This is a genomic window from Nocardioides marinisabuli, from assembly GCF_013466785.1.
GTDB lineage: Bacteria > Actinomycetota > Actinomycetes > Propionibacteriales > Nocardioidaceae > Nocardioides > Nocardioides marinisabuli.
In genome coordinates, this window is record NZ_CP059163.1 from 3,362,059 (window position 1) to 3,385,750 (window position 23,692).

General features: G+C 73.0%; 22 protein-coding genes. 19 read left to right on the forward strand and 3 right to left on the reverse strand.

Annotated features, from left to right (window positions below):
• Positions 1–76: 76 nt before the first annotated feature.
• Entirely contained in the window at positions 77–1,495 is a 1,419-nt protein-coding gene (gene lpdA, locus H0S66_RS16130) for a dihydrolipoyl dehydrogenase (protein WP_179616278.1), read from the reverse strand.
• Between the two features lie 75 nt (positions 1,496–1,570).
• On the opposite strand from lpdA, the gene H0S66_RS16135 reads away from it, so the two are divergent.
• Complete coding sequence (locus tag H0S66_RS16135; protein ID WP_246305169.1) at positions 1,571–1,945, forward strand: hypothetical protein; 375 nt, start codon at positions 1,571–1,573, stop codon at positions 1,943–1,945.
• 52 nt (positions 1,946–1,997) lie between these two features.
• Here the strand turns inward: H0S66_RS16135 and H0S66_RS16140 are convergent, their stop codons facing one another.
• Positions 1,998–3,530: a leucyl aminopeptidase gene (locus tag H0S66_RS16140; protein ID WP_179616279.1), complete on the reverse strand. Its 1,533-nt coding sequence runs from the start codon at positions 3,528–3,530 to the stop codon at positions 1,998–2,000.
• 88 nt (positions 3,531–3,618) lie between these two features.
• On the opposite strand from H0S66_RS16140, the gene gcvT reads away from it, so the two are divergent.
• The 13 genes from gcvT (at position 3,619) to H0S66_RS16205 (ending at position 14,259) form a co-directional block, all read left to right on the forward strand.
• Complete coding sequence (gene gcvT, locus H0S66_RS16145; protein ID WP_179616280.1) at positions 3,619–4,722, forward strand: glycine cleavage system aminomethyltransferase GcvT; 1,104 nt, start codon at positions 3,619–3,621, stop codon at positions 4,720–4,722.
• Positions 4,722–4,979 (forward strand): hypothetical protein, encoded by a 258-nt coding sequence (locus H0S66_RS16150; protein WP_179616281.1) that lies wholly within the window; start codon positions 4,722–4,724, stop codon positions 4,977–4,979. Before gcvT ends, H0S66_RS16150 begins: the two co-directional genes overlap by 1 nt.
• Positions 4,980–5,004: 25 nt before the next feature.
• Positions 5,005–6,591 (forward strand): hypothetical protein, encoded by a 1,587-nt coding sequence (locus tag H0S66_RS16155; protein ID WP_180923666.1) that lies wholly within the window; start codon positions 5,005–5,007, stop codon positions 6,589–6,591.
• Positions 6,588–7,436 (forward strand): PhzF family phenazine biosynthesis protein, encoded by an 849-nt coding sequence (locus H0S66_RS16160; protein ID WP_179617461.1) that lies wholly within the window; start codon positions 6,588–6,590, stop codon positions 7,434–7,436. Before H0S66_RS16155 ends, H0S66_RS16160 begins: the two co-directional genes overlap by 4 nt.
• A 9-nt stretch (positions 7,437–7,445) precedes the next feature.
• Positions 7,446–8,258, forward strand: coding sequence for a thymidylate synthase (locus tag H0S66_RS16165; protein ID WP_179616283.1), 813 nt, complete (start codon positions 7,446–7,448; stop codon positions 8,256–8,258).
• Complete coding sequence (locus H0S66_RS16170) at positions 8,255–8,761, forward strand: dihydrofolate reductase (protein WP_179616284.1); 507 nt, start codon at positions 8,255–8,257, stop codon at positions 8,759–8,761. Before H0S66_RS16165 ends, H0S66_RS16170 begins: the two co-directional genes overlap by 4 nt.
• Positions 8,758–9,456 (forward strand): aspartate/glutamate racemase family protein, encoded by a 699-nt coding sequence (locus H0S66_RS16175; protein WP_179616285.1) that lies wholly within the window; start codon positions 8,758–8,760, stop codon positions 9,454–9,456. The genes H0S66_RS16170 and H0S66_RS16175 overlap by 4 nt, the downstream gene beginning before the upstream one ends.
• Positions 9,453–9,893, forward strand: coding sequence for an NUDIX hydrolase (locus H0S66_RS16180; protein ID WP_179616286.1), 441 nt, complete (start codon positions 9,453–9,455; stop codon positions 9,891–9,893). The genes H0S66_RS16175 and H0S66_RS16180 overlap by 4 nt, the downstream gene beginning before the upstream one ends.
• 129 nt (positions 9,894–10,022) lie before the next feature.
• A complete protein-coding gene (locus tag H0S66_RS16185; RefSeq protein WP_179616287.1) occupies positions 10,023–10,217 on the forward strand; it encodes a helix-turn-helix transcriptional regulator in 195 nt (64 codons plus the stop codon).
• Positions 10,204–10,611 (forward strand): hypothetical protein, encoded by a 408-nt coding sequence (locus tag H0S66_RS16190; RefSeq protein WP_179616288.1) that lies wholly within the window; start codon positions 10,204–10,206, stop codon positions 10,609–10,611. Before H0S66_RS16185 ends, H0S66_RS16190 begins: the two co-directional genes overlap by 14 nt.
• Positions 10,612–10,646: 35 nt before the next feature.
• Positions 10,647–11,582, forward strand: coding sequence for an LLM class F420-dependent oxidoreductase (locus H0S66_RS16195; RefSeq protein ID WP_179616289.1), 936 nt, complete (start codon positions 10,647–10,649; stop codon positions 11,580–11,582).
• 45 nt (positions 11,583–11,627) lie between these two features.
• Positions 11,628–12,554: a 4-hydroxy-tetrahydrodipicolinate synthase gene (gene dapA / locus H0S66_RS16200; RefSeq protein ID WP_179616290.1), complete on the forward strand. Its 927-nt coding sequence runs from the start codon at positions 11,628–11,630 to the stop codon at positions 12,552–12,554.
• A 19-nt stretch (positions 12,555–12,573) separates the two neighbouring features.
• Positions 12,574–14,259, forward strand: coding sequence for a ribonuclease J (locus H0S66_RS16205; protein ID WP_179616291.1), 1,686 nt, complete (start codon positions 12,574–12,576; stop codon positions 14,257–14,259).
• A gap of 163 nt (positions 14,260–14,422) precedes the next feature.
• On the opposite strand, the gene H0S66_RS20685 is transcribed toward H0S66_RS16205, so the two are convergent.
• Complete coding sequence (locus H0S66_RS20685) at positions 14,423–14,734, reverse strand: hypothetical protein (protein WP_246305170.1); 312 nt, start codon at positions 14,732–14,734, stop codon at positions 14,423–14,425.
• Between H0S66_RS20685 and H0S66_RS16210 the strand changes: the two genes are divergently transcribed.
• The 5 genes from H0S66_RS16210 (at position 14,700) to H0S66_RS16230 (ending at position 23,618) form a co-directional block, all read left to right on the forward strand.
• A complete protein-coding gene (locus H0S66_RS16210; RefSeq protein WP_258016952.1) occupies positions 14,700–17,138 on the forward strand; it encodes a DNA translocase FtsK in 2,439 nt (812 codons plus the stop codon). The two genes, H0S66_RS20685 and H0S66_RS16210, sit on opposite strands and share 35 nt — an antisense overlap.
• Positions 17,135–18,982: a helix-turn-helix domain-containing protein gene (locus tag H0S66_RS16215; RefSeq protein ID WP_179616293.1), complete on the forward strand. Its 1,848-nt coding sequence runs from the start codon at positions 17,135–17,137 to the stop codon at positions 18,980–18,982. Before H0S66_RS16210 ends, H0S66_RS16215 begins: the two co-directional genes overlap by 4 nt.
• Positions 18,983–19,030: 48 nt before the next feature.
• Positions 19,031–20,530 carry a 30S ribosomal protein S12 methylthiotransferase RimO gene (rimO, locus tag H0S66_RS16220; protein ID WP_179616294.1) on the forward strand — a complete coding sequence of 500 codons (1,500 nt, stop codon included), beginning with the start codon at positions 19,031–19,033 and terminating at the stop codon, positions 20,528–20,530.
• Positions 20,527–21,156, forward strand: a complete 630-nt coding sequence (gene pgsA, locus H0S66_RS16225; protein ID WP_179616295.1) for a CDP-diacylglycerol--glycerol-3-phosphate 3-phosphatidyltransferase — start codon at positions 20,527–20,529, stop codon at positions 21,154–21,156. Before rimO ends, pgsA begins: the two co-directional genes overlap by 4 nt.
• Positions 21,157–21,344: 188 nt before the next feature.
• Entirely contained in the window at positions 21,345–23,618 is a 2,274-nt protein-coding gene (locus H0S66_RS16230; RefSeq protein ID WP_179616296.1) for a bifunctional metallophosphatase/5'-nucleotidase, read from the forward strand.
• Positions 23,619–23,692: the final 74 nt, after the last annotated feature.

Consider the following 23,692-nt stretch of genomic DNA (forward strand, 5'->3'; position numbering starts at 1 on the left):
GTCTTCGATGGGGTGCTCGGTGTGGCGGGGTGGTGCGGGTGTGGCGGGGTGTGCCGGGCTCCAGGCTAGGAGGCGGTCACGAGTGCGCGTGCAGCGCCTTGCCGGCCAGGGCGAGGTGCGCCTCGCCGAGAGCCTCGTTCTGGGTGGGGTGGGCGTGCACCAGCGGGGCGACGTCCTCGGCGTGGGCCTCCCAGCCGTAGATCAGCTGTGCCTCGCCGATCAGCTCGCCGACCCGGTCGCCGACCATGTGCACTCCCACGACGGGCCCGTCGGTGACGCGCACCAGCTTGACGAAACCCTGGGTCTTGAGGATCTGGCTCTTGCCGTTGCCGCCCAGGTCGTAGGTCAGCGTCTCCACGGCGTCCTCGCCGTACGTCGAGCGCGCGGTGGCCTCGTCGAGACCGACCGAGGCGACCTCGGGGTGGGAGTAGGTGACGCGGGGGATGCCGGCCTCGTCGATGGGCGCGGGGTCGAGCCCGGCGATGTCCTCGGCGACGAAGATGCCCTGCTGGAAGCCGCGGTGGGCCAGCTGGAGCCCGGGGACGATGTCGCCGACGGCGTACACGCCCTCGAGGTTGGTGCGGCAGCGCTCGTCGGTGCGCACGAAGCCGCGCTCCATCTCGACGCCCTGCTCGTCGTAGCCCAGGCCGTCGGTGACGGGGTTGCGACCGACGGCGACGAGCAGCAGCTCGGCCTCGATGGTCTCGCCGCCCTCGACGGTCACGACCACGCCGTGGTCGGTGGTCTTCACGCTCTCGAAGGGGGTGCCGGTGCGGGCCTTGATGCCGCGCTTCTTGAAGGTGCGCTCGAGCACCTTGGAGGAGGCCTCGTCCTCGGCGGCCACCAGCCGGGGCAGCGCCTCGACGATGGTGACCTCGGCGCCGAAGGAGCGCCACACGCTGGCGAACTCGCAGCCGATGACGCCGCCGCCGAGCACCACGACCGAGGACGGCACGCGCTCGAGGCGCAGCGCGTGCTCGGAGGTGAGGACGCGCTCGCCGTCGACCTCGAGGCCGGGCAGCGAGCGGGAGTAGGAGCCGGTGGCCAGCACGACGTGGCGACCGGTGTAGGCGGTGCCGTCGACGGTGACCTCGCGCGGCCCGGTGAGGCGGCCCTCGCCGGCGACCACGGTCACGCCACGGCCCTTGACCAGGCCGGTGAGGCCCTTGAAGAGCCGCGAGACGACGCCGTCCTTGTAGGAGTTCACCCCGGCCATGTCGATGCCCTCGAGCGTGGCGCGCACGCCGAACTGCTCGGAGTCACGCGCCGAGTCGGCGACCTCCGCGGCGTGCAGCAGCGCCTTGGTGGGGATGCAGCCCACGTGCAGGCAGGTGCCGCCGAGGTCGCCCTTCTCCACCAGTGCGACCCGCATGCCGAGCTGGGCGGCGCGCAGCGCGCACGCGTACCCCCCCGAGCCAGCGCCGAGAATGAGTACGTCGAAGTCGGTGTCGGCCACCGTGGTCCTTCCGTGGGTGATCCATGTCTCGGGGCTCATCCTTGCACTTCCCCCGGACGTGTCCACACCGACCTTCGGGTGGCCGGTGCGGGGTCTCTTGGCAGACTGGTGCCCATGGGACTCATGGACCGCTTCCGCCGGGGCTCGAAGCAGCGCATGCGCAAGCCCGCGCGCGACGCCGCGCGCACCGGCTCGACGAGGGTGCGCGCCTCCGACGCCGTCGACCGCGAGCACCTCAGCTCGTGGGTCTCCGAGCGCCGCGGTGTCGAGGGGTTCGTCGAGCCCCGCACCGCGGTCAGCGACGTGACGCTGCTGCTGGTCGCCCACGACGGTGAGTGGACCCGGCGCCGGGTGCCCTCGATCGACTGGGCGCACGACTTCTGCAACCGCTTCCAGGTGCCGTCGTACGACGCCGGGCTGGTGGGCATCCCGCAGCGGATGCGCGACTACAACAGCCGGGTGAAGAAGCAGGGCCGGCAGGACCCGTAGGTCCCGCCGGCCCCGCTGGCCCCCGCTGGCGCCCCGTGGTGGTGGGGAGCGCTCAGGCCAGGCCGCGCGCCAGGTCGACGAGGGTCGACACCGCGAAGCCGGTGCCGCCGTTGGTCAGGTGGCCGTCGGGGCCGCCGGCGTTGAACGACGGGCCGGCGATGTCGAGGTGCGCCCAGGGGCGCCCGTCGGTGAACTCGCGCAGGAACGCGCCGGCGAAGAGCCCGCCGCCCCAGCGCACCCAGTCGTGCTGGGCGAGGTCGGCGATCTTGCTGGAGGTGACGCGCTGCTTCATCTCCTCGGGGATCGGCATCGCCCAGATCGGCTCACCGGCGCTGGCGCCGGCCTCGACGACCTTGGCCACGACCTCCTCGGAGCCCATCACGCCGGCCATCTTGTTGCCGAGCGCGACGACCATGGCACCGGTGAGCGTGGCGACGTCGACGATCAGGTCGGGCTCGGTCTCGACGGCGCGCACCAGCGCGTCACCGAGCACGAGACGACCCTCGGCGTCGGTGTTGAGCACCTCGACGGTCTTGCCGCCGTACATGCTCAGGATGTCGCCGGGCCGGGTCGCGTCGCCGGAGACCATGTTCTCGGCCATCGGCGCGAAGCAGGAGACCTTGACCGGCAGGCCGAGCTCGGCGATGGCGAAGGTGGCCTGGATGACCGCGGCGGCGCCGGCCATGTCGGACTTCATCTCGTGCATGCCCTGCGCGGGCTTGATCGACAGGCCGCCGGAGTCGAAGGTGATGCCCTTGCCGACCAGGGCCAGGTGGGTCGTCGCGCCCTTGGGCGTGTAGCTGATCTCGACCAGGCGCGGCGGGGCGGAGGAGCCGACGCCGACGCCGAGGATGCCGCCGCAGCCGAGCTCGGCGAGCTCGACCTCGTCGAGGACGCGCAGCGTGATCTTGGGGGCGCCGCGGCCCTTGCCGAGCTCCTTGGCGCGCGCCTGCGCGGCCTCGGCGAACGCTGGCGGGCGCAGGTCGCCCGGGGGAGTGTTGACCCAGTCGCGGGTGGCCGCGACCGCCCGGGTGACGACCTGGGCCTCCTCGAGGGCGGCGACGACCTGCTTGTCGCGTGCGGCGCTGCTCAGCAGCACCACCTCGCCGGCGGTGGTGGCGTCCTTGGCGGTGTCCTGCTTGTACGTCGTGAACGTGTAGGCGCCGAGCGCCCAGCCCTCGGCCACGGCCCGCACGTCGGCGGCGGTCTCGGCCGGCAGCGCGAGCGCGACGTCGGCGGCGTTGGTCACGGCCCGGGAGGCGGCACCGGCGGCGCGGCGCAGGTCGGCGGGCTGGGGGTCCTTGCCGAGGCCCACGAGCACCAGCAGCGGTGCGCCGATCGTGCCCGAGGTGGGCACCCGGGTGACCTCGCCGACGGAGCCCTTGACGTCGAGGGAGGCCAGCAGCGGGCGCAGCTTGCGGCCGTAGGCCCTGGCGACGTCCTCGGCGCCGGCGGCGAGCTCGAGGACCGGGCCGTCCTCCTTGCTCGCGCGGCGGCCGGTCGGCTCGCTCTGCACGACACCGACGACGACGGCGTCGGTCTTGGTCTTGGCGGGGCTGGCACTGCTCAAGGTAAACGAGGTCACCGCGCCACACTAACCATGGCACCGCCACCCCGCGGCGCGACCCACGTCACCCCCGGTGGGGCTGCCGCGGCTGGGGTAGGTTCGCGCCATGGCCGACCTGCTGACCTCGCCGCTGCACGACCGTCACCTGGCGCTGGGGGCCAAGACCGCCCCGTTCGGCGGCTGGGAGATGCCGCTGGAGTACCCCACGGGCGTCGTGGCCGAGCACACCGCGGTCCGCTCGGGCGTGGGCGTCTTCGACGTCAGCCACCTCGGCAAGGCCGAGGTCACCGGCCCCGGCGCGGCGGCGTACGTCAACGCCTGCCTGACCAACGACCTCGACCGCATCGGCCCCGGCCAGGCGCAGTACACGCTGTGCTGCGACGACGAGACCGGCGGCGTGGTCGACGACCTGATCGTCTACCGCTACTCCGACGAGCGGGTGCTGCTGGTGCCCAACGCCGCGAACACCGCCGAGGTCGTGCGCCGCCTGGCCGCCACCGCCCCCGCGGGTGTCGAGGTCGTCGACCGGCACCGCGACCTGGCCGTGCTGGCCGTCCAGGGCCCCCTCAGCGACGAGGTGATGACCGCGATGGGGCTGCCGGTCGACCACGACTACATGAGCTTCGTGGAGGCGACGTACGCCGACGCCACCGTGGTGGTGTGCCGCACCGGCTACACCGGCGAGCGCGGCTACGAGCTGCTGGTGCCCAACGAGGCCGCGGGCGCGGTGTGGGACGCGCTGCTCGCGGCCGGCGCCGAGCACGGCGTCGCCCCGTGCGGGCTGGGCGCGCGCGACACCCTGCGCACCGAGATGGGCTACCCGCTGCACGGGCAGGACATCTCCCTCGACGTCACGCCGGTGCAGGCGCGGATGGCCTGGGCGGTCGGCTGGGACAAGCCGGCCTTCTGGGGCAAGGACGTGCTGGTGCGCGAGCGCGCCGAGAAGCCCAAGCGGGTGCTGCGCGGCATCGTGGCCACCGGCCGGGGCATCCCGCGACCGGGCATGAGCGTCTCGCTGAGCGCCGACGTGCTGGTCGGCGAGGTCACCTCGGGCACCTTCAGCCCCACGCTGCGCAAGGGGGTCGGGCTGGCCCTGGTGGCCGCGACCGTGCACCCCGAGGCGGAGGTCGGGGTCGACATCCGCGGCCGCCGCGAGATCTTCCAGCTCACCAAGCCCCCGTTCGTCGACCCGTCGGTGAAGGAGTCCTGATGAACCTGCCCGAGCAGCCCCCCACCTTCCGCCCGCCCTCGCCCAGCGAGCGCCCCTGGTGGTGGCGTCTCGAGGACGCCGCCGGCAACGAGGTGGCCGTCGAGGGCGAGCTGGCCGACCAGCGCTTCACCAGCCAGGCCGACGCCGAGTCGTGGGTGGGCGAGGCCTTCGCCGACCTGGCCGACGAGGGTGTCGACGCGGTGGTCCTCTTCGAGCTCGAGCGCCGGGTCTACGGCCCGATGTCGCTGCATCCCTGACCCGCCTGGCCCACCCTCCCTCCCCGTGCGCGCCGTCGACGAGCAGGACTTCGCGGCGTACGTCGCCGCGAGACGCACCGCGCTGGTGCAGGCGGTGGCGGTGCTGGGCAGCCCACCGGGCCACGCCGCCGCGCTGACCGACCGGGCGCTGGCGCGCGCCGGGCGCGAGTGGCACGACCTGCGGGAGGGGCCGGGCCCCGACCTCGAGGTGTGGCGGCTGGTCCTGGAGGAGCGGGCCCGCGACCGCACCCCCTGGTGGCGCCAGGAGCCGACGCCGCTCGCGCCGCTGCTCGACCGGCTCGAGCCCGACCGGCGCACCTGCGTGGTGCTGTCGGCGGTGGCCGGGCTGGCCGACGAGGAGGTGGCCGCTCTCTCGGGCTGCTGGCTCAGCCCCGGTGACCCCGCGACGCCCGGCCTCGAGCAGGAGGCCCGCGAGCTGGCGGCAGGAGTGGAGGTGGTCGGGCGGCCGGCCGCCGACATCGCGGCGCAACGCCCGGCCCGGCGGGTGCCGCGCGGGCTCGTGGCGCTGCTGGCGGTCCTCGCGGTGCTGGTGGCCGTGGGCACGTGGCGCGCAGGTGGGCCCGACGGGGCGCCCGACGGGGCGCCGGGGGACGAGGCCCTGGGCCCGGCGCAGGTGCGCGAGCTGGTCACCTCGGTGCCGCTGCCGTGGTCGGCGGCCGGCGACCTGGTGATCGGCGACCGGGCGCTGCGGGTGCCGGGGGTGCGCCGGCTGGTGGGCCTCGGCAGCCGGCTCGACGTGGTCGTCTACGGCGACTCCGAGGGACGGGTGGTGCGCGCCGAGGCCACCGGTGAACGGCTGCTGCTGGGGCGCTCGGCCCCCGGGGCGACGCTCGTCGGGGAGCGGGAGCGCGGCTGGGTGGCCTGGGTCGAGGCGCCGAGCGGCGACCTGGTCGTCGTCGACACCGCCGACGGAGCCGAGCTGGGCCGGCGCCCCCTGGTGCCGCTCGGGCCGGGCGACGAGCCGCCGGCCGGCGTCGGGCCGCTCTCGCTGGAGGGCCCGACCCTGCACTACGTCGACGGCGCCGGGTCGCACGAGTGGCGCCCGCTCGACGACCCGAGCGGTGAGCAGGTCCCGGCCGCGGGCCCCGCGACGCTGCTCGACGTCGACGGGCTGACCACGGTGGTGCAGAGCAGCCCGACCACCATCACCTTCGACGGTCCCTTCGGGCCGGCCGTCACCCGGCGTGGGGTGGGCGCCCACCTCTCCCCGGGTGGCGGCTACGTGCTGACCCGGGTGGGGCCGGGCGGCACGGCGCCGGTGCGGGTCTACGACACCGACGACGGGCGGCGCGGCCGGCCGGGGTGCGTGGCGGCGAGGTCGCGCTGGACGCCGTCTTCAGCACCACCGGCGCGATCACCTACGTCGTCGGCGACGGCACCCAGGTGCCGGGGGCGGGCGAGTTCCGTCGGCTCTCGGAGGCGCGCGGCTGGCTGCTGCGCACCTGCTTCACCGGCTCGGGCTCCTGCACCGACCACGTGCGGGTCTCCAGCGCCGACGGCGAGCCGGTGCTGGCCCGCTGAGGCACCCGGCCGCAGGCTCCCGGTTCCGCCGCTGTCCAGAGTCGGCCTAGGGTCGGGGCCGTGCGGATGAGCCAGGTCGACGTGTTCAGCACCGAGCCGCTGCTCGGCAACCCGGTCGCGGTCGTCCACGACGCCGACGACCTGACCACCGAGCAGATGGCGGCCTTCGCGCGCTGGACCAACCTCTCGGAGACCACGTTCCTGCTGCGGCCCACGCTGCCCGGCGCCGACTACCGGTTGCGGATCTTCACCCCCGGCGAGGAGCTGCCCTTCGCCGGCCACCCCACCCTCGGCTCCGCCCACGCCTGGCTCGAGGCCGGAGGGCGGCCCCGGGGCGAGCGGGTCGTGCAGGAGTGCGGCGCCGGTCTCGTCGCCGTACGCCGCGACGGGGAGCGCCTGGCCTTCGCCGCGCCGCCGCTGGTGCGCTCGGGCCCCGTCGACGAGGCCGACCTGGCCCGGGTGCGTCGCGCGCTGGGGGTCGCGCCCGACGAGGTCGTGGCCTCCGCCTGGGTCGACAACGGCCCGGGCTGGGTGGCGGTGCTGCTGCGCGACGCCGACGCGGTGCTGGGCCTGCGCCCGGACTGGTCGGCCTTCGACGACCTCGAGATCGGCGTCGTGGGCGCCCACGCGCCGGGCTCGGAGACGGCGCTCGAGGTGCGTGCCTTCTGCCCCGGCATCGGCGTGCCCGAGGACCCGGTCACCGGCAGCCTCAACGCCGGCCTGGCCCAGTGGCTGCTGGGGGAGCGGGTGCTGGGCGAGCGCCTCGCGTCGTCGTACGTCGCCGCGCAGGGCACCGCGATCGGCCGCCGCGGCCGCGTGCACGTCGACCGCGTGGGTGACGGCGACGACGACGAGGTCTGGGTGGGCGGCGCGACCCGCACCACCATCACCGGCGAGCTCGACCTGCGGCGCTAGGGTCGAGGCGTGCAGGCCTACCTCGACCTCCTCCGCCGCATCCTCGACGAGGGTGTCGAGAAGTCCGACCGCACCGGCACCGGGACGCTCAGCGTCTTCGGCCACCAGATGCGCTTCGACCTGCGTGCGGGCTTCCCGCTGGTGACGACGAAGAAGGTGCACACCCGCTCGGTCTTCGGCGAGCTGCTGTGGTTCCTGCGCGGCGACACGAACGTGGCGTGGCTGCAGGAGCGCGGCATCAGCATCTGGGACGAGTGGGCCGACGAGAACGGCGACCTCGGCCCGGTCTACGGCCACCAGTGGCGCTCGTGGCCCACGCCCGACGGACGCCACGTCGACCAGCTGGCGCAGGTCGTGGAGCAGATCCGCACCAACCCCGACTCGCGGCGCCACATCGTCTCGGCCTGGAACGTCGCCGACGTCGACGACATGGCGCTGCCGCCGTGCCACACGCTCTTCCAGTTCTACGTCGCGCCCTCGCCCGACGGCGGGCCCGGCCGGCTCTCGTGCCAGCTCTACCAGCGCTCGGCCGACACCTTCCTCGGCGTGCCGTTCAACATCGCCTCCTACGCGCTGCTCACGCACATGGTCGCCCAGGTGACCGGCCTCGAGGTCGGCGACTTCGTGCACACCCTCGGCGACGCGCACCTCTACACCAACCACCTCGAGCAGGCGCGGCTGCAGCTGACCCGTGAACCGCGGGCCCTGCCGACGCTGCGCCTGGACCCCACGGTCACCGCGCTCGACGCCTTCGAGCTCGAGCACATCGCCGTCGAGGGCTACGACCCGCACCCGGTCATCAAGGCACCGATCGCCGTATGACGCACCCCTCCCTGCGGCCCGGCCAGCGGGTGGTGCTGGTGGCGGCGTACGGCCGCAACCGCGTCATCGGCGCCGACGGCGACATCCCCTGGCGGATCCCGGAGGACTTCGCGCACTTCAAGCGCGAGACGCTCGGCCACACGCTGGTGATGGGCCGACGCACCTGGGACTCCATCGGCCGGCCGCTGCCGGGACGCACCACCGTGGTGCTGACCCGCGACCCCGGCTTCGACCCCGGCTTCGAGGGCGTGCGTGTCGTGCGCAGCCTCGACGAGGCGCTCGAGGTCGCGGCCGGCCTGCCCGGCGACGTGGTGGTCGCCGGGGGAGGGGAGGTCTACCGCCTGGCCCTGCCCCTGGCCACCCACCAGGTCCTCACCGAGGTCGACCTGGAGCCCGCGGGCGACGCGACCTACCCCGAATTCGACGCCGAGCAGTGGGTCGAGACCCGTCGCGAGCCCCGCCCCGACCTCGGTCTCGACTGGGTCTGGTGGGAGCGCCGGTGAGGCGCATCGGCCTGATCGGCGGGATGAGCTGGGAGTCGACGGCCGAGTACTACCGGCTGCTCAACACCCTGGTGGCCCAGCGCCTCGGCGGGCTGCACTCCGCCGACCTGCTGCTGGCCTCGGTCGACTTCGCGGTGGTCGAGCAGATGCAGTCGCAGGGGCGTTGGGACGACGCGGCGGCGCTGCTGGTCCGCGAGGCGCGGGTGCTCGAGGCCGGCGGCGCCGACTTCCTGGTGCTGTGCACCAACACGATGCACAAGCTCGCCGACCGGGTGCAGGCGGCCGTGGGCATCGACCTGCTGCACCTCGCCGACGCCACGGCCGAGGCGGTCGTGGCGTCGGGCGTGCGCCGGGTCGGGCTGCTCGGCACCCGCTTCACGATGGAGCAGGACTTCTACACCGACCGGCTGCGCGGGCACGGGCTCGACGTCGTGGTGCCGGGCGCCGACGACCGTCGGCTCGTCGACACCGTCATCTACGACGAGCTGTGCCGCGGCGTCGTGCGTGAGCAGTCACGGCGCGAGTACGAGCGGGTGGTCGCCGCGCTGGTCGACGAGGGCTGCGCGGCCGTGGTGCTGGGCTGCACCGAGATCGAGCTGCTGCTCGACCCGTCGGAGCGCCCCGCTGGCGCGCCGCTCTTCGCGACCACCCGGCTGCACTGCGAGGCCGCCGTCGACCGGGCCCTGGCCCCATGACTGCGGAGTGCATCGTCGTCGCAGCGGTCGCCTTCGTGCGCGACGGGCAGGTGCTCACCGTGCGCAAGCGCGGCACCACGCGCTTCATGCTCGTCGGCGGCAAGCCCGAGCCCGGCGAGTCGGCGTACGACGCCGCGGTGCGCGAGACCCGTGAGGAGGTGGGGCTCGACGTCGGCGGCCCCGGCGCGCTCTCCCCGCTCGGCGTCTACCTGGCCCCGGCCGCCAACGAGCCGGGTCGCGAGCTGCACTCGACGGTCTTCACCGCCTCCCTGCCGGGGGAGCCCCGAGCCGCCGCCGAGATCGCCGAGCTGCGCTGGATGTCGCTGGACGGCGAGGGTCACGACGACTTGGCGCCCATGCTGGAGCACCACGTGCTGCCGGCCCTGCGCGCCCTGGAGGCGTCCGCGACCGCCGTCCGCACCCACCCCTCCTCCTGAGTTCGTCGATCGGTCGACCAACGGCTCGCCGCGTTGTTCAACCGATCGACGAATCGGTGATGCGGGGTGCGAGACAGCGGATGACAAGCACGCTTGACAGGCTCGGTGCGAGTCAAGCACCCTTGACAGGTGCAGAACACCGTCCGGTCCCTGCGCGTGCAGCGGGGGCTCTCCCAGGGCGACCTGGGTGCGGCCCTGGCGGTCTCGCGCCAGACCATCAACTCGATCGAGACCGGTCGGTACCTGCCGTCGCTGCCGCTGGCGATGGCACTGGCCCGGTACTTCGAGACCACCGTGGAGGAGATGTTCGATGACGAGGAATGACACCGTCCGCACGCGCCGCTCGGGCGCACGCTGGCTGGTCCCGGTGGTCGCGGCCCTGATCGGCCTGGCCTACCTCGTGGCCGGGCTCGTCGCGGGTGACGAGGTCTTCGGGATCGGCGGGCTCGTGCTGATGCTCGGGCTGGGGGGCGTGCTGCTGCTGCTCAGCGGGCGCAGCGAGACGATCGCCGGTCTGCTCGACCGCCGCGACGAGCGCATCAACAAGCTCGACGCCGACGCCAGCCTCTTCTCCGGCATGACGCTGGTCGCCGCGGTGCTGGTGATGTTCGTGGTCGAGATCGCACGCGGGCAGGACGGTGCGCCGTACTACCAGCTCGGCGCACTGGCAGGGGTCTCCTACGTGGTGGCGCTGGTGCACCAACGCCTGCGCGGCTGACGAGGGCCGGTCGCCGACCTGGCAGGCTGGGGGCCATGGAGCTGCGCATCTTCACCGAGCCCCAGCAGGGCGCCACCTACGACGACCTGCTGCGGGTGGCCCAGGAGGCGGAACGACTCGGGTTCGGGGCGTTCTTCCGCTCCGACCACTACCTGGGCATGGGCACGCCGGGCCTGCCCGGACCCAGCGACGCCTGGATCACGCTGGCCGGGCTGGCCCGGGAGACCAGCACCATCCGCCTGGGCACGATGATGACCAGCGCCACCTTCCGCCACCCCGGGCCGCTCGCCATCTCGGTCGCCAACGTCGACCAGATGAGCGGTGGGCGCGTCGAGCTCGGCCTGGGAGCCGGGTGGTTCGAGGCCGAGCACCAGAAGTACGCCATCCCCTTCCCGCCGCTGGGGGAGCGCTTCGACCGGTTCGAGGAGCAGCTCGCGGTCGTGACCGGGCTGTGGTCCACCGAGGGCGGGTTCACCTACGAGGGGCGCCACCACTCGGTGCTCGACTCGCCCGGCCTGCCCAAGCCGGTCCAGCGCGACGGGCACCGCGGTGGCCCGCCGGTGCTGATCGGCGGGCGCGGCCACCGACGCACGCCGGCCCTCGCGGCGGCGTACGCCGACGAGTTCAATCTGCCGTTCGTGCCCTTCGAGGAGGGGCTGGCCCAGCACGACCGGGTGCGGGCGGCCTGCGAGGCGATCGACCGCGACCCGGGGTCGCTGGTGTACTCCGCGGCCCTCGTGCTGTGCGTCGGCGAGACCGACGCCGAGGTGGCGCGCCGCGCCGCGGCCATCGGTCGTGAGCCCGACGAGCTGCGGGCGAACGGGCTGGCCGGCACGGTGGAGGAGGTCGTCGACACGATCGGGCGCTACCGCGACTCCGGGCAGTCCCGCCTCTACCTGCAGACCCTCGACCTGGGAGACCTCGACCACCTGCGCCTGGTCGCCGAGCAGGTCGTGCCGCTCGCTGGTTGAGGAGGCGCGCAGCGACCCTCTCGAAACCAGCGATAACCTGCTCCCATGACCTCGACCCCCGCGCCGACCCCCGCGCCGTTCGGCCGAGTCCTCACCGCGATGGCCACCGCGTTCCACGCCGACGGGAGCGTCGACCTCGACGCCACGGCGCGCATCGCCGTCCACCTCGTCGAGCACGGCAACGACGGGGTCGTCGTCTCCGGCACCACCGGCGAGTCGCCGACCACGACGGTCGCCGAGGACGGACGGATCCTCGCCGCGGTCAAGGACGCCGTGGGCGACCGCGCGGTCGTCATCGCCGGGGTCGGCACCAACGCCACCGCCCACTCGATCGAGCTAGCCCAGCAGGCCGAGAAGATCGGCGTCGACGGGATGCTGCTGGTCACCCCCTACTACAACAAGCCCGGCCCGGCCGGCGTCCTGCACCACTTCCGCAGCGTCTCGCAGGCCGCCGACCTGCCGGTGATGCTGTACGACGTGCCCGGCCGCACCGGCACCACCATCGACATGGCGACCTACGAGGAGGCCATCACCTGGCCCACCGTGGTCGCGGTCAAGGACGCCGTGGGTGACCTGGTGCGCGCGGTGCGCCTGGGCCAGCTGGGCTACGCCGTCTACTCCGGTGACGACGAGGCCAACCTCGGCTTCCTGGCGCACGGTGCCGTCGGCTTCGTCAGCGTCGTGGGCCACGTCGCCGGGCGCGAGCTGCGCGCCATGGCCGACGCCCACGCGGCCGGCGACAACGCCGGTGCCCTCGAGATCTTCACGCGGCTGCTCCCCGCGATCGACGCCGTGATGGGCGTCGCCAACTACGGAGCCACCACCGCCAAGGCCGCGCTGCAGCTGCTGGGCGTGCTCGAGAACCGCAACGTCCGCGCGCCCCTGGTGGCGCTCGACGACGACGAGGTCGCGGCGCTGCGCGTCGGTCTCGTGGCGGCCGGGCTCCTGCCGGCCAGTGCGACCGAGGCCTGACGCACCGGACAGGACCTGCATGTCTCACCCCCACCCCGAGCTCTCCGCACCCCCCGCACTGGCCGACGACGGCCTGCGGGTCATCCCCTTCGGGGGACTCGGCGAGGTCGGGCGCAACATGACCGCCTTCGAGCACCGCGGGCGCCTGCTCATCGTCGACTGCGGGGTGCTGTTCCCCGAGGACCACCAGCCCGGCGTCGACCTGATCCTGCCCGACTGGTCCTCGATCCGGGACCGGCTCGACGACGTCGAGGCCCTGGTGCTCACCCACGGGCACGAGGACCACATCGGCGCGACGCCGTACCTGCTGCGCGAGCGCGGCGACATCCCGCTGGTCGGCTCCGAGCTGACCCTGGCGCTGCTCGGCTCCAAGCTGCGCGAGCACCGGCTGCGCGAGACCGTGCACCACGTCGTCACCGAGGGCGACCGGATCACCTTCGGACCCTTCGAGCTCGAGTTCGTGGCGGTCAACCACTCCATCCCCGACGCGCTGGCCGTGGCGATCCGCACCAGCGCCGGGATGGTGCTGCACACCGGCGACTTCAAGATGGACCAGCTGCCCCTCGACGGTCGCATCACCGACCTGCGCGCCTTCGCGCGGCTGGGGGAGGAGGGCGTCGACCTCTTCCTCACCGACTCCACCAACGCCGAGACCCCCGGGTTCACCCCCACCGAGAAGGCCATCACCCCGGTCATCGACCAGGTCTTCCGCGAGTCCGAGCAGCGGATCATCGTGGCCTGCTTCGCCTCCCACATCCACCGGGTCCAGCAGGTCCTCGACGCGGCGTACGCCCACGAGCGCCAGGTGGCGTGGGTGGGGCGCTCGATGGTGCGCAACATGGGCATCGCCCGCGACCTGGGCTACCTCAAGGTGCCGCCCAACACGGTGGTGGAGGCCAAGCAGCTCGCGCAGCTGCCGGCCGAGCACCAGGTGCTGATCTCCACCGGCTCGCAGGGCGAGCCGATGAGCGCGTTGAGCCGCATCGCCCAGCGCAACCACCACATCGTGCACATCGAGGAGGGCGACACCGTCCTGCTCGCCTCCAGCCTGATCCCCGGCAACGAGAACGCGGTCTACCGCGTCATCAACGGCCTGGCCCGCTGGGGCGCGCGGGTCGTGCACAAGGGCAACGCGATGGTCCACGTCAGCGGCCACGCCTCGGCCGGCGAGCTCCTCTACTGCTACAACATCGTCAAGCCGCGCAACGTGCTCCCGGTGCACGGCGAGATCCGGCACATGCAGGCCAACGCCGCCCTGGCCCGGATGACCGGCGTCCCCCACGTGGTGATCGCCGAGGACGGCGTCGTGGTCGATCTCGTCGACGGGGTCGCCGAGATCGTGGGCAAGGTCGACTGCGGCTACGTCTACGTCGACGGTTCCTCGGTCGGCGACGTCACCGAGTCGGACCTCAAGGACCGCCGCATCCTCGGTGAGGAGGGCTTCATCTCCGTCATCGTGGTGATGGACTCGGTCACCGGCAAGGTCGCCAGCGGCCCCGAGATCCACGCCCGCGGCAACGCCATCGAGACCGCCAGCTTCGAGGAGGTCAAGCCCGCCATCATCGAGGCCCTCGACCTCGCCGTGGCCGAGGGCAACACCGACACCTACCAGCTGCAGCAGACGGTGCGCCGGGTGATCGGGCGCTGGGTCTCCGGCACCCACCGCCGCCGCCCGATGATCATCCCGGTGGTCATCGAGTCCTGAGGGCGGCCGCGGCTCGGGGTGGTCGCGGGAGTTTCATCGGGTCCCCGATGAAGGTGGCGGCACCCGGCTGAAGTTTCAGCCAGGTAGCGCGAGTTCCATCGGGTACCCGATGAAACTCCCGCAGCGCACAACCCTCAAGCGACACGTGAGGGTGGGACGGGTGTTAATCCCTGGGACGGGAGAGGCGTTCGCCTAGGGTGGCCAGCATGGCGACCCGTACGTCTTCCCCGCCGGGGTCGCGGAGCACGAGCACGTCCACGAACGGGTCCTCGACCCGGTCCGGCAGCTCAGGCACCCGACCTCGGAGTACCTCCACCACCAGCGCTGCGCGCGCGAGCTCGACCGGCAAGCGCCCGTCGACCTCCAAGCGCACCCCGACCAAGAAGAGCAGCACGGCCAAGCGGCCGGCCCCGCGCGCGGTGCGCAGCGGGCCCAGCCCGGTGCTGCTGACGCTCGGCGCGATCGCGCGCGGCATCGGTGCCGTGTGGCTCGCCGTCGCGCACGCGATCGGTGCGGTCGCCCGGGGGATCGGGCGCAGCGCCCGCGACCTCGACCCCGAGCACCGCCGCGACGGCGCCGGTCTGCTGCTGCTGGCGCTGGCGGTCGTGACGGCCGGTGCGGTGTGGTTCCAGATCCAGAGCCCGGTCACCGACCCGGTGCGCACCGCCGTGGCCGGCTCGGTCGGCAAGCTCGGCTGGTTCGTGCCGATGGCGCTGGTGTGGGTCGGGTGGCGCACGATGCGCGACCCGGTCAGCAACGGCCCCGCCGGCCGGCAGGTCATCGGGTGGACCGCGCTCGCCTTCGGCCTGCTCGGCATCGTGCACATCGCCAACGACAGCCCCCAGCCGGTCGCCGGCGACGCGACCCCGCTGCAGGCCGGCGGGGGAGCCGTGGGCTACGTCGTCTCCTCGCTGCTGCTCGACCTGCTCCGCTCGACGTACGTCGTCGTGCCGCTGCTGCTGATGCTCGTGGCCTTCGGCGTGCTGGTGGTCACCGCCACCCCCGTCTACCAGGTCCCCGACAAGCTGGCCGCCCTGCGCGACCAGGCCCTGGGCCGCCACCTCGACGAGGACGACCGGGCCCCGGGCGGGCGCGCTCGCCGGGGCGACGACGAGATCGACCCCGACATGGGCGACCCGGCGTACGACACCCCGGTGCTCAGCGACCGCGAGATCGACAAGCGCAAGCGCAAGCGGGAGCGCGACGCCCTCGACGTGGCCCTGGACGAGGACCTCACCGTCGAGCAGCAGGCCGCGCGCGGCGAGCGCGAGGACAGCAGCGTCGGCGTCGACATCTTCGCCCCGGCACCGCCCCCGGTCGTCGCCGAGCCCGCGGCCGCGAAGGAGGAGCTCGAGCCACCGCCGCACTCGCCGCTGCCCCCGCGCGTGGAGCAGCTCTCGCTCTCGGGCGACATCACCTACTCGCTGCCCGCCAACGAGGTCCTCAAGCCCGGCTCGGTGCACAAGGCCCGATCGAAGGCCAGCGACGACGTCGTCGAGCGGCTCACCGGGGTGATGGACGAGTTCGGCATCGACGCCCAGGTGACCGGCTACACCCGCGGACCGACCGTGACCCGCTACGAGGTCGAGCTCGGCGCCGGCATCAAGGTCGAGAAGGTCACCGCGCTCAGCAAGAACATCGCGTACGCCGTCGCCTCGGCCGACGTGCGGATCCTCAGCCCGATCCCCGGCAAGTCCGCGATCGGCATCGAGATCCCCAACATCGACAAGGAGATCGTCAGCCTCGGCGACGTGCTGCGCTCGGGCGCCGCGCGCGGCGACCACCACCCGATGGTCTGCGGCCTGGGCAAGGACGTCGAGGGCGGCTTCGTGGTCGCGAACCTCGCGAAGATGCCGCACCTGCTGGTCGCCGGTGCCACCGGCTCGGGCAAGTCGAGCTTCATCAACTCGATGATCACCTCGATCCTGATGCGCTCCACGCCCGACGAGGTGCGGATGATCATGGTCGACCCCAAGCGGGTCGAGCTGAACGCCTACGAGGGCGTGCCGCACCTGATCACCCCGATCATCACCAACCCCAAGAAGGCCGCCGAGGCGCTGGCCTGGGTCGTGCGCGAGATGGACATGCGCTACGACGACCTGGCCAACTTCGGCTTCCGCCACATCGACGACTTCAACAAGGCGGTGCGCGCCGGCAAGGTCGAGGTGCCCCCGGGCAGCGAGCGCGAGCTCTCGCCCTACCCCTACCTGCTGGTCATCGTCGACGAGCTCGCCGACCTGATGATGGTCGCCCCGCGCGACGTCGAGGACGCGGTCGTGCGGATCACCCAGCTGGCCCGCGCGGCCGGCATCCACCTGGTGCTGGCCACCCAGCGCCCCAGCGTCGACGTGGTCACCGGCCTGATCAAGGCCAACGTGCCCAGCCGGCTGGCCTTCGCCACCTCCAGCCTCTCCGACAGCCGGGTCATCCTCGACCAGCCGGGTGCGGAGAAGCTGGTCGGGCAGGGTGACGGGCTGTTCCTGCCGATGGGCGCCTCCAAGGCGGTGCGCGTGCAGGGCTCGTGGGTCACCGAGGCCGAGATCGCCCAGGTCGTCCAGCACTGCAAGACCCAGCTGGAGCCGACCTACCGCGAGGACGTCACCGCCCCGGCGGCCGCCAAGCGCGACCTGGACGACGACATCGGCGACGACATGGACCTGGTCATCCAGGCCATCGAGCTGGTCGTCTCCACCCAGTTCGGCTCCACCTCGATGCTGCAGCGCAAGCTCCGTGTGGGCTTCGCCAAGGCCGGTCGCCTCATGGACATCATGGAGTCCCGTGGCGTGGTCGGTCCCTCCGAGGGCTCGAAGGCACGTGACGTGCTGATCAAGCCCGATGAAGTCGACGGACTGATCGCGATCCTGCAGGGGGAGATGTGAGCGAGCACCAGATGGACCCGACCCGCACCGACGAGGCCACCACCGAGGAGACCAGCGGTCCCACCGTCGTCGAGGTGCGCCGCGACGTGCGCGTGGCCGCCCCGCTCGGCGTGGTCGCCGCGCTGGTGGCGGCGGCGTACGTCGCCCGCGTCGCCGGCGGCGGCAGCCCCCTGGACTGGGCGCTGCTCACGCTGGTGGGCGCGATCGCCGCGGTGCACCTGGCCACCCTGGCTGACAGTCGGGCGCCGCTCTTCGTGGCCGACGAGCACGGGGTGCGGCTGCGCCGCGGACGCACCTGGCACGGCCTGCCCTGGACGGACATCGACGCGGTCGAGGTGCTGCCGCGCCGCAGCTGGTGGCGCGACGGGTCGCTCGACGTGCTCGCCGGCGAGGACGAGCCGCGCAGCGTGCCCCTGGCGATGTCGACGACCGTGACCGGCGTGACCGAGGGCTCCGACCTGGTCGCCGCGCTCGACGAGCTGGCCGGCGGCGCGACCGAGGTCGCCCAGATCGAGGGCTACGAGTACGTCGACGAGGACGAGTGGGCCGCCACCCGCGCCGACGTCGAGCCGGAGTCAGAGGTCGTCGACGTCGACGACCAGGTCGCTCTCGAGGCCGACGTGAAGGACGCGACCGAGGTGGTCGCCGACGAGGAGACCGAGCCGGCGCGCCACCACCTGCCCGACCCGCGGCCGCTGCTGGCCCACGCCATCGAGCGGGTCGCCTCCGGCCTGCCCGACCGGTTCCGCCCCGGTGCCAGCCCCGCTGGGGTCCCGGCCGCCGGTACGGCCACCGGGAGCGAGCCGGCGCAGGCGCCGGCGGCGTCGTACGCCAGCGCCACCCCCGCGCCCCTGCGCGACCCGGTGACCGCGGTGCGGGCCGAGATCCGCAGCGACGTGACCGTGGCCCGCGACGACCAGGACCAGACCCAGGTCTTCGGGGCCAACGCGCTGCGCCTGGACGCCCACGCGAGCGACGACACCGCGCTGCGGCTGCCCGAGGCCCGTGAGCTGCGCCGCCCGGGCAGCGTCTCGCTGGTCGAGGACACCGTGCAGTGGAGCCAGCGCGACGGGCGCGTGCGCCCGATCGCCACGGAGGGCTCGGCCGTCGAGCCGATCGTGCTCGACGACCTGGGCGAGCCGGCCGCCGACCCGGTCGTCGGCCCCGAGCTGGCCGCAGCGCGCACCCGGCTGGGGCTCACCGTCGACCAGCTGGCCGACCGCACCCGCATCCGGCCGCACGTGATCGAGTCGATCGAGGTCGACGACTTCGCGCCCTGCGGCGGCGACTTCTACGCCCGCGGCCACCTGCGCACGCTGGCCCGCGTGCTCGGCATCGACGCCACCCCGCTGCTGGCGCACTACGACGAGCGGTACGCCGACGCCCCGATCAACCCGCGCCGCGTCTTCGAGGCCGAGCTCGGCTCGGGCGGCGCGATCCGCGCCACCCGCGGCGGCCCGAACTGGTCGGTGCTGATCGCCGCGGTGATGGCGCTGGTGCTGGCCTGGTCGGTCGCGCGCCTGATCACCGACAGCCCGGTCGAGCTGCGCGACCCCGTGCCGCAGCTGTCGACGGCGGGCTCGACGAGCGCCGGCGACCCGGTGCCCGTGGTGCTCACCGCGGCGGGCGGCGGCGCCGAGGTCGTCGTGCGTGACGGCGTCAACGAACTGGTCTACAAGGGCGCCCTGTCCTTCGGCGAGACCAAGGTGCTGACCAAGGTCTCGCAGCCGGTGCGCGTGCAGTCCAGCGACGGCTCGCTCGAGGTCAGCGTCGACGGCGTCGACCAGGGGGCGCTGGGCAGCACCGGCCAGGAGGCGCAGAACACGTTCGTCGCCGGTCGGTGAGCGCTGGTTCGCGCCGCTGGGCGCCCGGCCGCCATACTCGAGGCAGCCATGAGCACCCAGACACCAGCCGCCCCTGACCAGACCGCCGCCACCGACCACGCAGGCCCCGACCTGCTGTCGGTGGCGATGGTGACCCTCGGGTGCGCACGCAACGAGGTCGACTCCGAGGAGCTCGCCGGCCGGCTCGAGGCCGGCGGGTTCCGGCTGGTCGACGACGCCGCCGAGGCCGACACGGTCGTGGTCAACACCTGCGGCTTCGTCGAGGCGGCCAAGAAGGACTCCGTCGACACCCTGCTCCAGGCCGCCGACCTCAAGACCGAGCACGGCGGCAGGGCGCAGGCCGTGGTGGCCGTGGGCTGCCTGGCCGAGCGCTACGGCAAGGACCTGGCCGAGTCGCTGCCCGAGGCCGACGCGGTGCTCGGCTTCGACGACTACCCCGAGATCGCGGCGCGGCTGCGCTCGATCGTGGCGGGGGAGACCCACCAGGCGCACACGCCCCAGGACCGGCGCCGGCTGCTGCCGATCAGCCCGGTCGACCGCGCGGCCACCGAGCTGGCCGTGCCCGGCCACGGCGACGTCACCACGGTCGGCCAGGGCGGTCCCGCGACCGGTCCGCGCGCCGTACGCCGCCGGCTCGACTCGGGCCCGATGGCACCGCTCAAGCTGGCCTCGGGCTGCGACCGGCGCTGCTCGTTCTGCGCCATCCCGGCCTTCCGCGGCTCGTTCGTCTCGCGGCGGCCCGCCGACGTGCTGGCCGAGGGCCGGTGGCTGGGCACCCAGGGGGTGCGCGAGCTGTTCCTGGTCTCGGAGAACTCCACGTCCTACGGCAAGGACCTCGGCGACCTGCGCCTGCTCGAGACGATGCTGCCCGAGCTGGCGGCGATCGAGGGCGTCGACCGGGTGCGGGTCTCCTACCTGCAGCCCGCCGAGACCAGGCCCGGGCTGATCGAGGCGATCGCCACCACGCCCGGCGTGGTGCCCTACTTCGACCTCTCCTTCCAGCACGCCAGCAACGCGGTGCTGCGCCGGATGCGTCGCTTCGGCGACCCCGAGAGCTTCCTGGGCCTGCTCGAGCAGGTCCGCTCCTTCGCCCCGCTGGCCGGGGTGCGCTCCAACGTGATCGTCGGCTTCCCCGGGGAGAGCGAGGACGACCTCGAGACGCTGTGCGACTTCCTGGTCGCCGCGCGGATGGACGTCACCGGCGTCTTCGGCTACTCCGACGAGGACGGCACCGAGGCGGCCCGCCTCGACGGCAAGCTCGACGAGGACGAGGTGCGCGCGCGCACCGAGCACGTCACCGCCCTGGTCGAGCAGCTCAACGCCGAGCGCGCCGAGGAGCGCATCGGCGAGCGCGTCGAGGTGCTCGTCGAGGGCCTCGTCGACGAGGACGGCGACCCGCTGGTCGCCGGCCGCGCCGCCCACCAGGGTCCCGAGGTCGACGGCACCACCTACCTGCCCGACTCCACCGGGCTGCGCATCGGCGACCTGGTGCCGGCCCTGGTGACCGGTACCGACGGCGTCGACCTGATCGCGGAGGAGATCCGATGACCGAGCCCACCAGCGAGCAGGCGGCGCCCCCCAGCAACTGGAACCTGCCCAACGCGCTGACCACGCTGCGCATCGTGATGGTGCCGTTCTTCGGCGCCGCGCTCCTGGTCGACGGGGGCGACTCCGCCACCTGGCGCACCGTGGCCTACGTGATCTTCGCGCTGGCGATGATCACCGACAAGATCGACGGCGACATCGCCCGGGCCCGCAACCTGGTCACCGACTTCGGCAAGATCGCCGACCCCATCGCCGACAAGGCCATCACCGGCATGGCGCTGATCGGCCTCGCGATCGTCGGTGACATCTGGTGGTGGGTGGCCATCGTCGTGCTGCTGCGCGAGTGGAGCGTCACCCTGATGCGCCTCTCGATCGCCAAGCGGGTCGTGCTGGCCGCCAAGGACCTCGGCAAGTGGAAGACCACGGTGCAGGCGCTGGCGCTCGGTGGCCTGACCCTGCCGCTGCGCGACCCCGACCTGCCCTCGGCCCTCGAGGTGCCCGGCGAGGTGCTCTTCTACGTCGCCCAGGTGCTGCTGGCCGTGGCCGTGGCGCTGACCCTGTGGTCGGGCTGGGAGTTCTTCCGCGACGTGTGGAAGCAGCGCCACACGTTGCGCGGCCCCCGCGCCTGAGAGGGCTCTTTGCCCGCCAGGGCCATGGTGAGAACTGTCGATCCTGACCGGTCGATTTGGCACTGGTTGACCGGATTGCGCCAAAGCACGCCCTGGACACGTGTGGTTCATGTGGCGGTCGTGATTCTGCGAGCCCAGGGGGATACCTTGCGCTCGTCGTATCCGGTAAACCGTAAGGACCCTCACACGTGTCGTCTCGCACATGGGCAGGGCGGGCCACCCGCCCCCTCGCTGCTGGGCTCGGGCTCGGCCTCGCGGCCAGCGCCCTGACCCTCACCACCTCCACGGCGGCCTACGCCGCCGACTCCGTCACCATCACGCTGCTGAACATCAACGACTTCCACGGTCGCATCGACGCCAACACCACCAAGTTCGCCACGACGATCGAGCAGATCCGTGCCGAGCAGGGCGAGGCGAACACCCTCTTCCTCTCCGCCGGCGACAACATCGGTGCGTCGGTCTTCGCCTCGAACGTCCAGGACGACGAGCCGACGATCGAGGTCCTCAACGTCCTCGAGCTCGCCTCCTCCGCCGTGGGCAACCACGAGTTCGACAAGGGCTTCGACGACCTCACCGGTCGGGTGGGCGCGCTCGCCGACTGGAACTACCTCGGCGCCAACGTCTACGCCGAGGGCACCCAGACCCCTGCCATGCGCGAGTACGACACGTTCGAGGTCGACGGGGTCACGGTCGGTGTCATCGGCGCCGTCACCCAGGAGACGCCGACCCTGGTCAGCGCCAGCGGCGTGGCCGGGCTCGAGTTCGGCGACCCCGTCGAGGCCGTCAACCGGGTGGCCGAGCAGCTCTCCGACGGCGACGAGACCAACGGCGAGGCCGACGTGATCGTGGCCGAGTTCCACGAGGGCGCCGGCGCCGGCATCCCCGACGGCTCCTCGCTCGAGGAGGAGGTCGCGGCCGGCGGTGCGTTCGCCGACATCGTGAACGAGACCGACGCCGAGGTCGACGCCATCTTCACCGGGCACACCCACAAGCAGTACGCCTGGGACGCCCCCGTCCCCGGTGAGGCCGGCACCCGCCCGATCGTCCAGACCGGTTCGTACGGCGAGAACATCGGCCAGATCGACCTGAGCGTCGACCCCGCGACCGGCGACGTCACGGCCTCGACGGGCACCAACGTGGCCCGTGCCGCCGAGGAGGACCTGTCGTTCCCGCGGGTCGCCGAGGTCAAGGAGATCACCGACGCGGCCCTCGCGTTCGCCGCCGAGGTCGGCAACCAGCCGGTCGGCCAGATCACCGACGACATCACCACCGCCTTCGGCGGCGGGTCCTACGTCGACGGTGAGTGGACCGGCGGCGGGCGCGACAACCGTGCCGAGGAGTCGGCCATGTCGCACCTGGTCGCCCAGGCGCTGCTCGACGGGCTGCCGTTCGGTGAGCCGGACATCGGCCTGACCAACCCCGGTGGCCTGCGCGCGGACTTCCGCTTCGCCGGCAACACTGCCGAGAACCCGCAGAACACCGACGGTGTCGTCACCTTCGCCGAGGCGAACTCGGTGCTGCCGTTCGGCAACACCATCGTCACCGCGGAGCTCAGCGGCGCCGACCTGATCACGATCTTCGACCAGCAGTGGCAGACCGCCGAGACCCCGGAGGACCCGGCTCCGAGCCGTCCCTACCTGGCGCTCGGCGCCTCCGAGAACGTCGACGTGGTCGCCGACCCCACCGCGGAGACCGGCGAGCACATCCTGTCCCTGAAGATCGACGGCGAGGAGGTCGACCCTGAGGCGACGTACTCGGTGGCGACCTTCAACTTCCTGGCCGAAGGCAACGACAACTTCCGCGCCTTCCGCAACGCCGAGGTCACCGACTCGGGAATCAGCGACGCCGAGCTCTTCCGCGACTACATCGCCGACAGCTCGCCGATCAGCCCCGACCACGACCAGCGCCAGATGCTCGTCGACACCGACGAGAGCGGCGTCAACGCCGGTGCCACCGAGACCATCGAGGTGTCCAAGCTCGGTCTCACGTCCCTCGGGTCGCCCGAGGACTCCTCGGTGACCGTGACGGGTGGCGGCGCCGAGCTCGGCACCTTCCCGGTCACCGACCGCAGCGCCAGCATCGTCGTCGACGTCCCCGTCGAGCTCGCCGGGGACTCGATCACCCTGACCAGCGAGCAGGGCGTCACCGCGGAGCTCCCCGTCGTCAAGGCCCAGCCGACGCTCAAGCTCAAGCGCAAGCCCGGCAAGGTCGTGGCCCGCAAGACCAAGATCAAGGTCATCAGCCGGGTCCTCGTCGGTGACGAGGCCGCCGACGGTCGCGTCCGGGTCCGCGTCCCGGGCGGCCAGACGTTCGCCGGCCGCCTCAACGACAACGGTCGCGTGGTCATCAAGGTCACCAAGACCTTCGGCCAGCCCGGCAGCAAGAAGGTCGTCGTGACCTACCTCGGTGACGACACCACGGAGTCGGTGGCGCAGAACCTGCGCTTCACGGTCCGCAAGTAGCTCGGTCGGGGGCCCGTCGCCACACCGGCGGCGGGCCCCTCGTCCATCCCCCCGGCGGCTTGACGCCGCCCCTC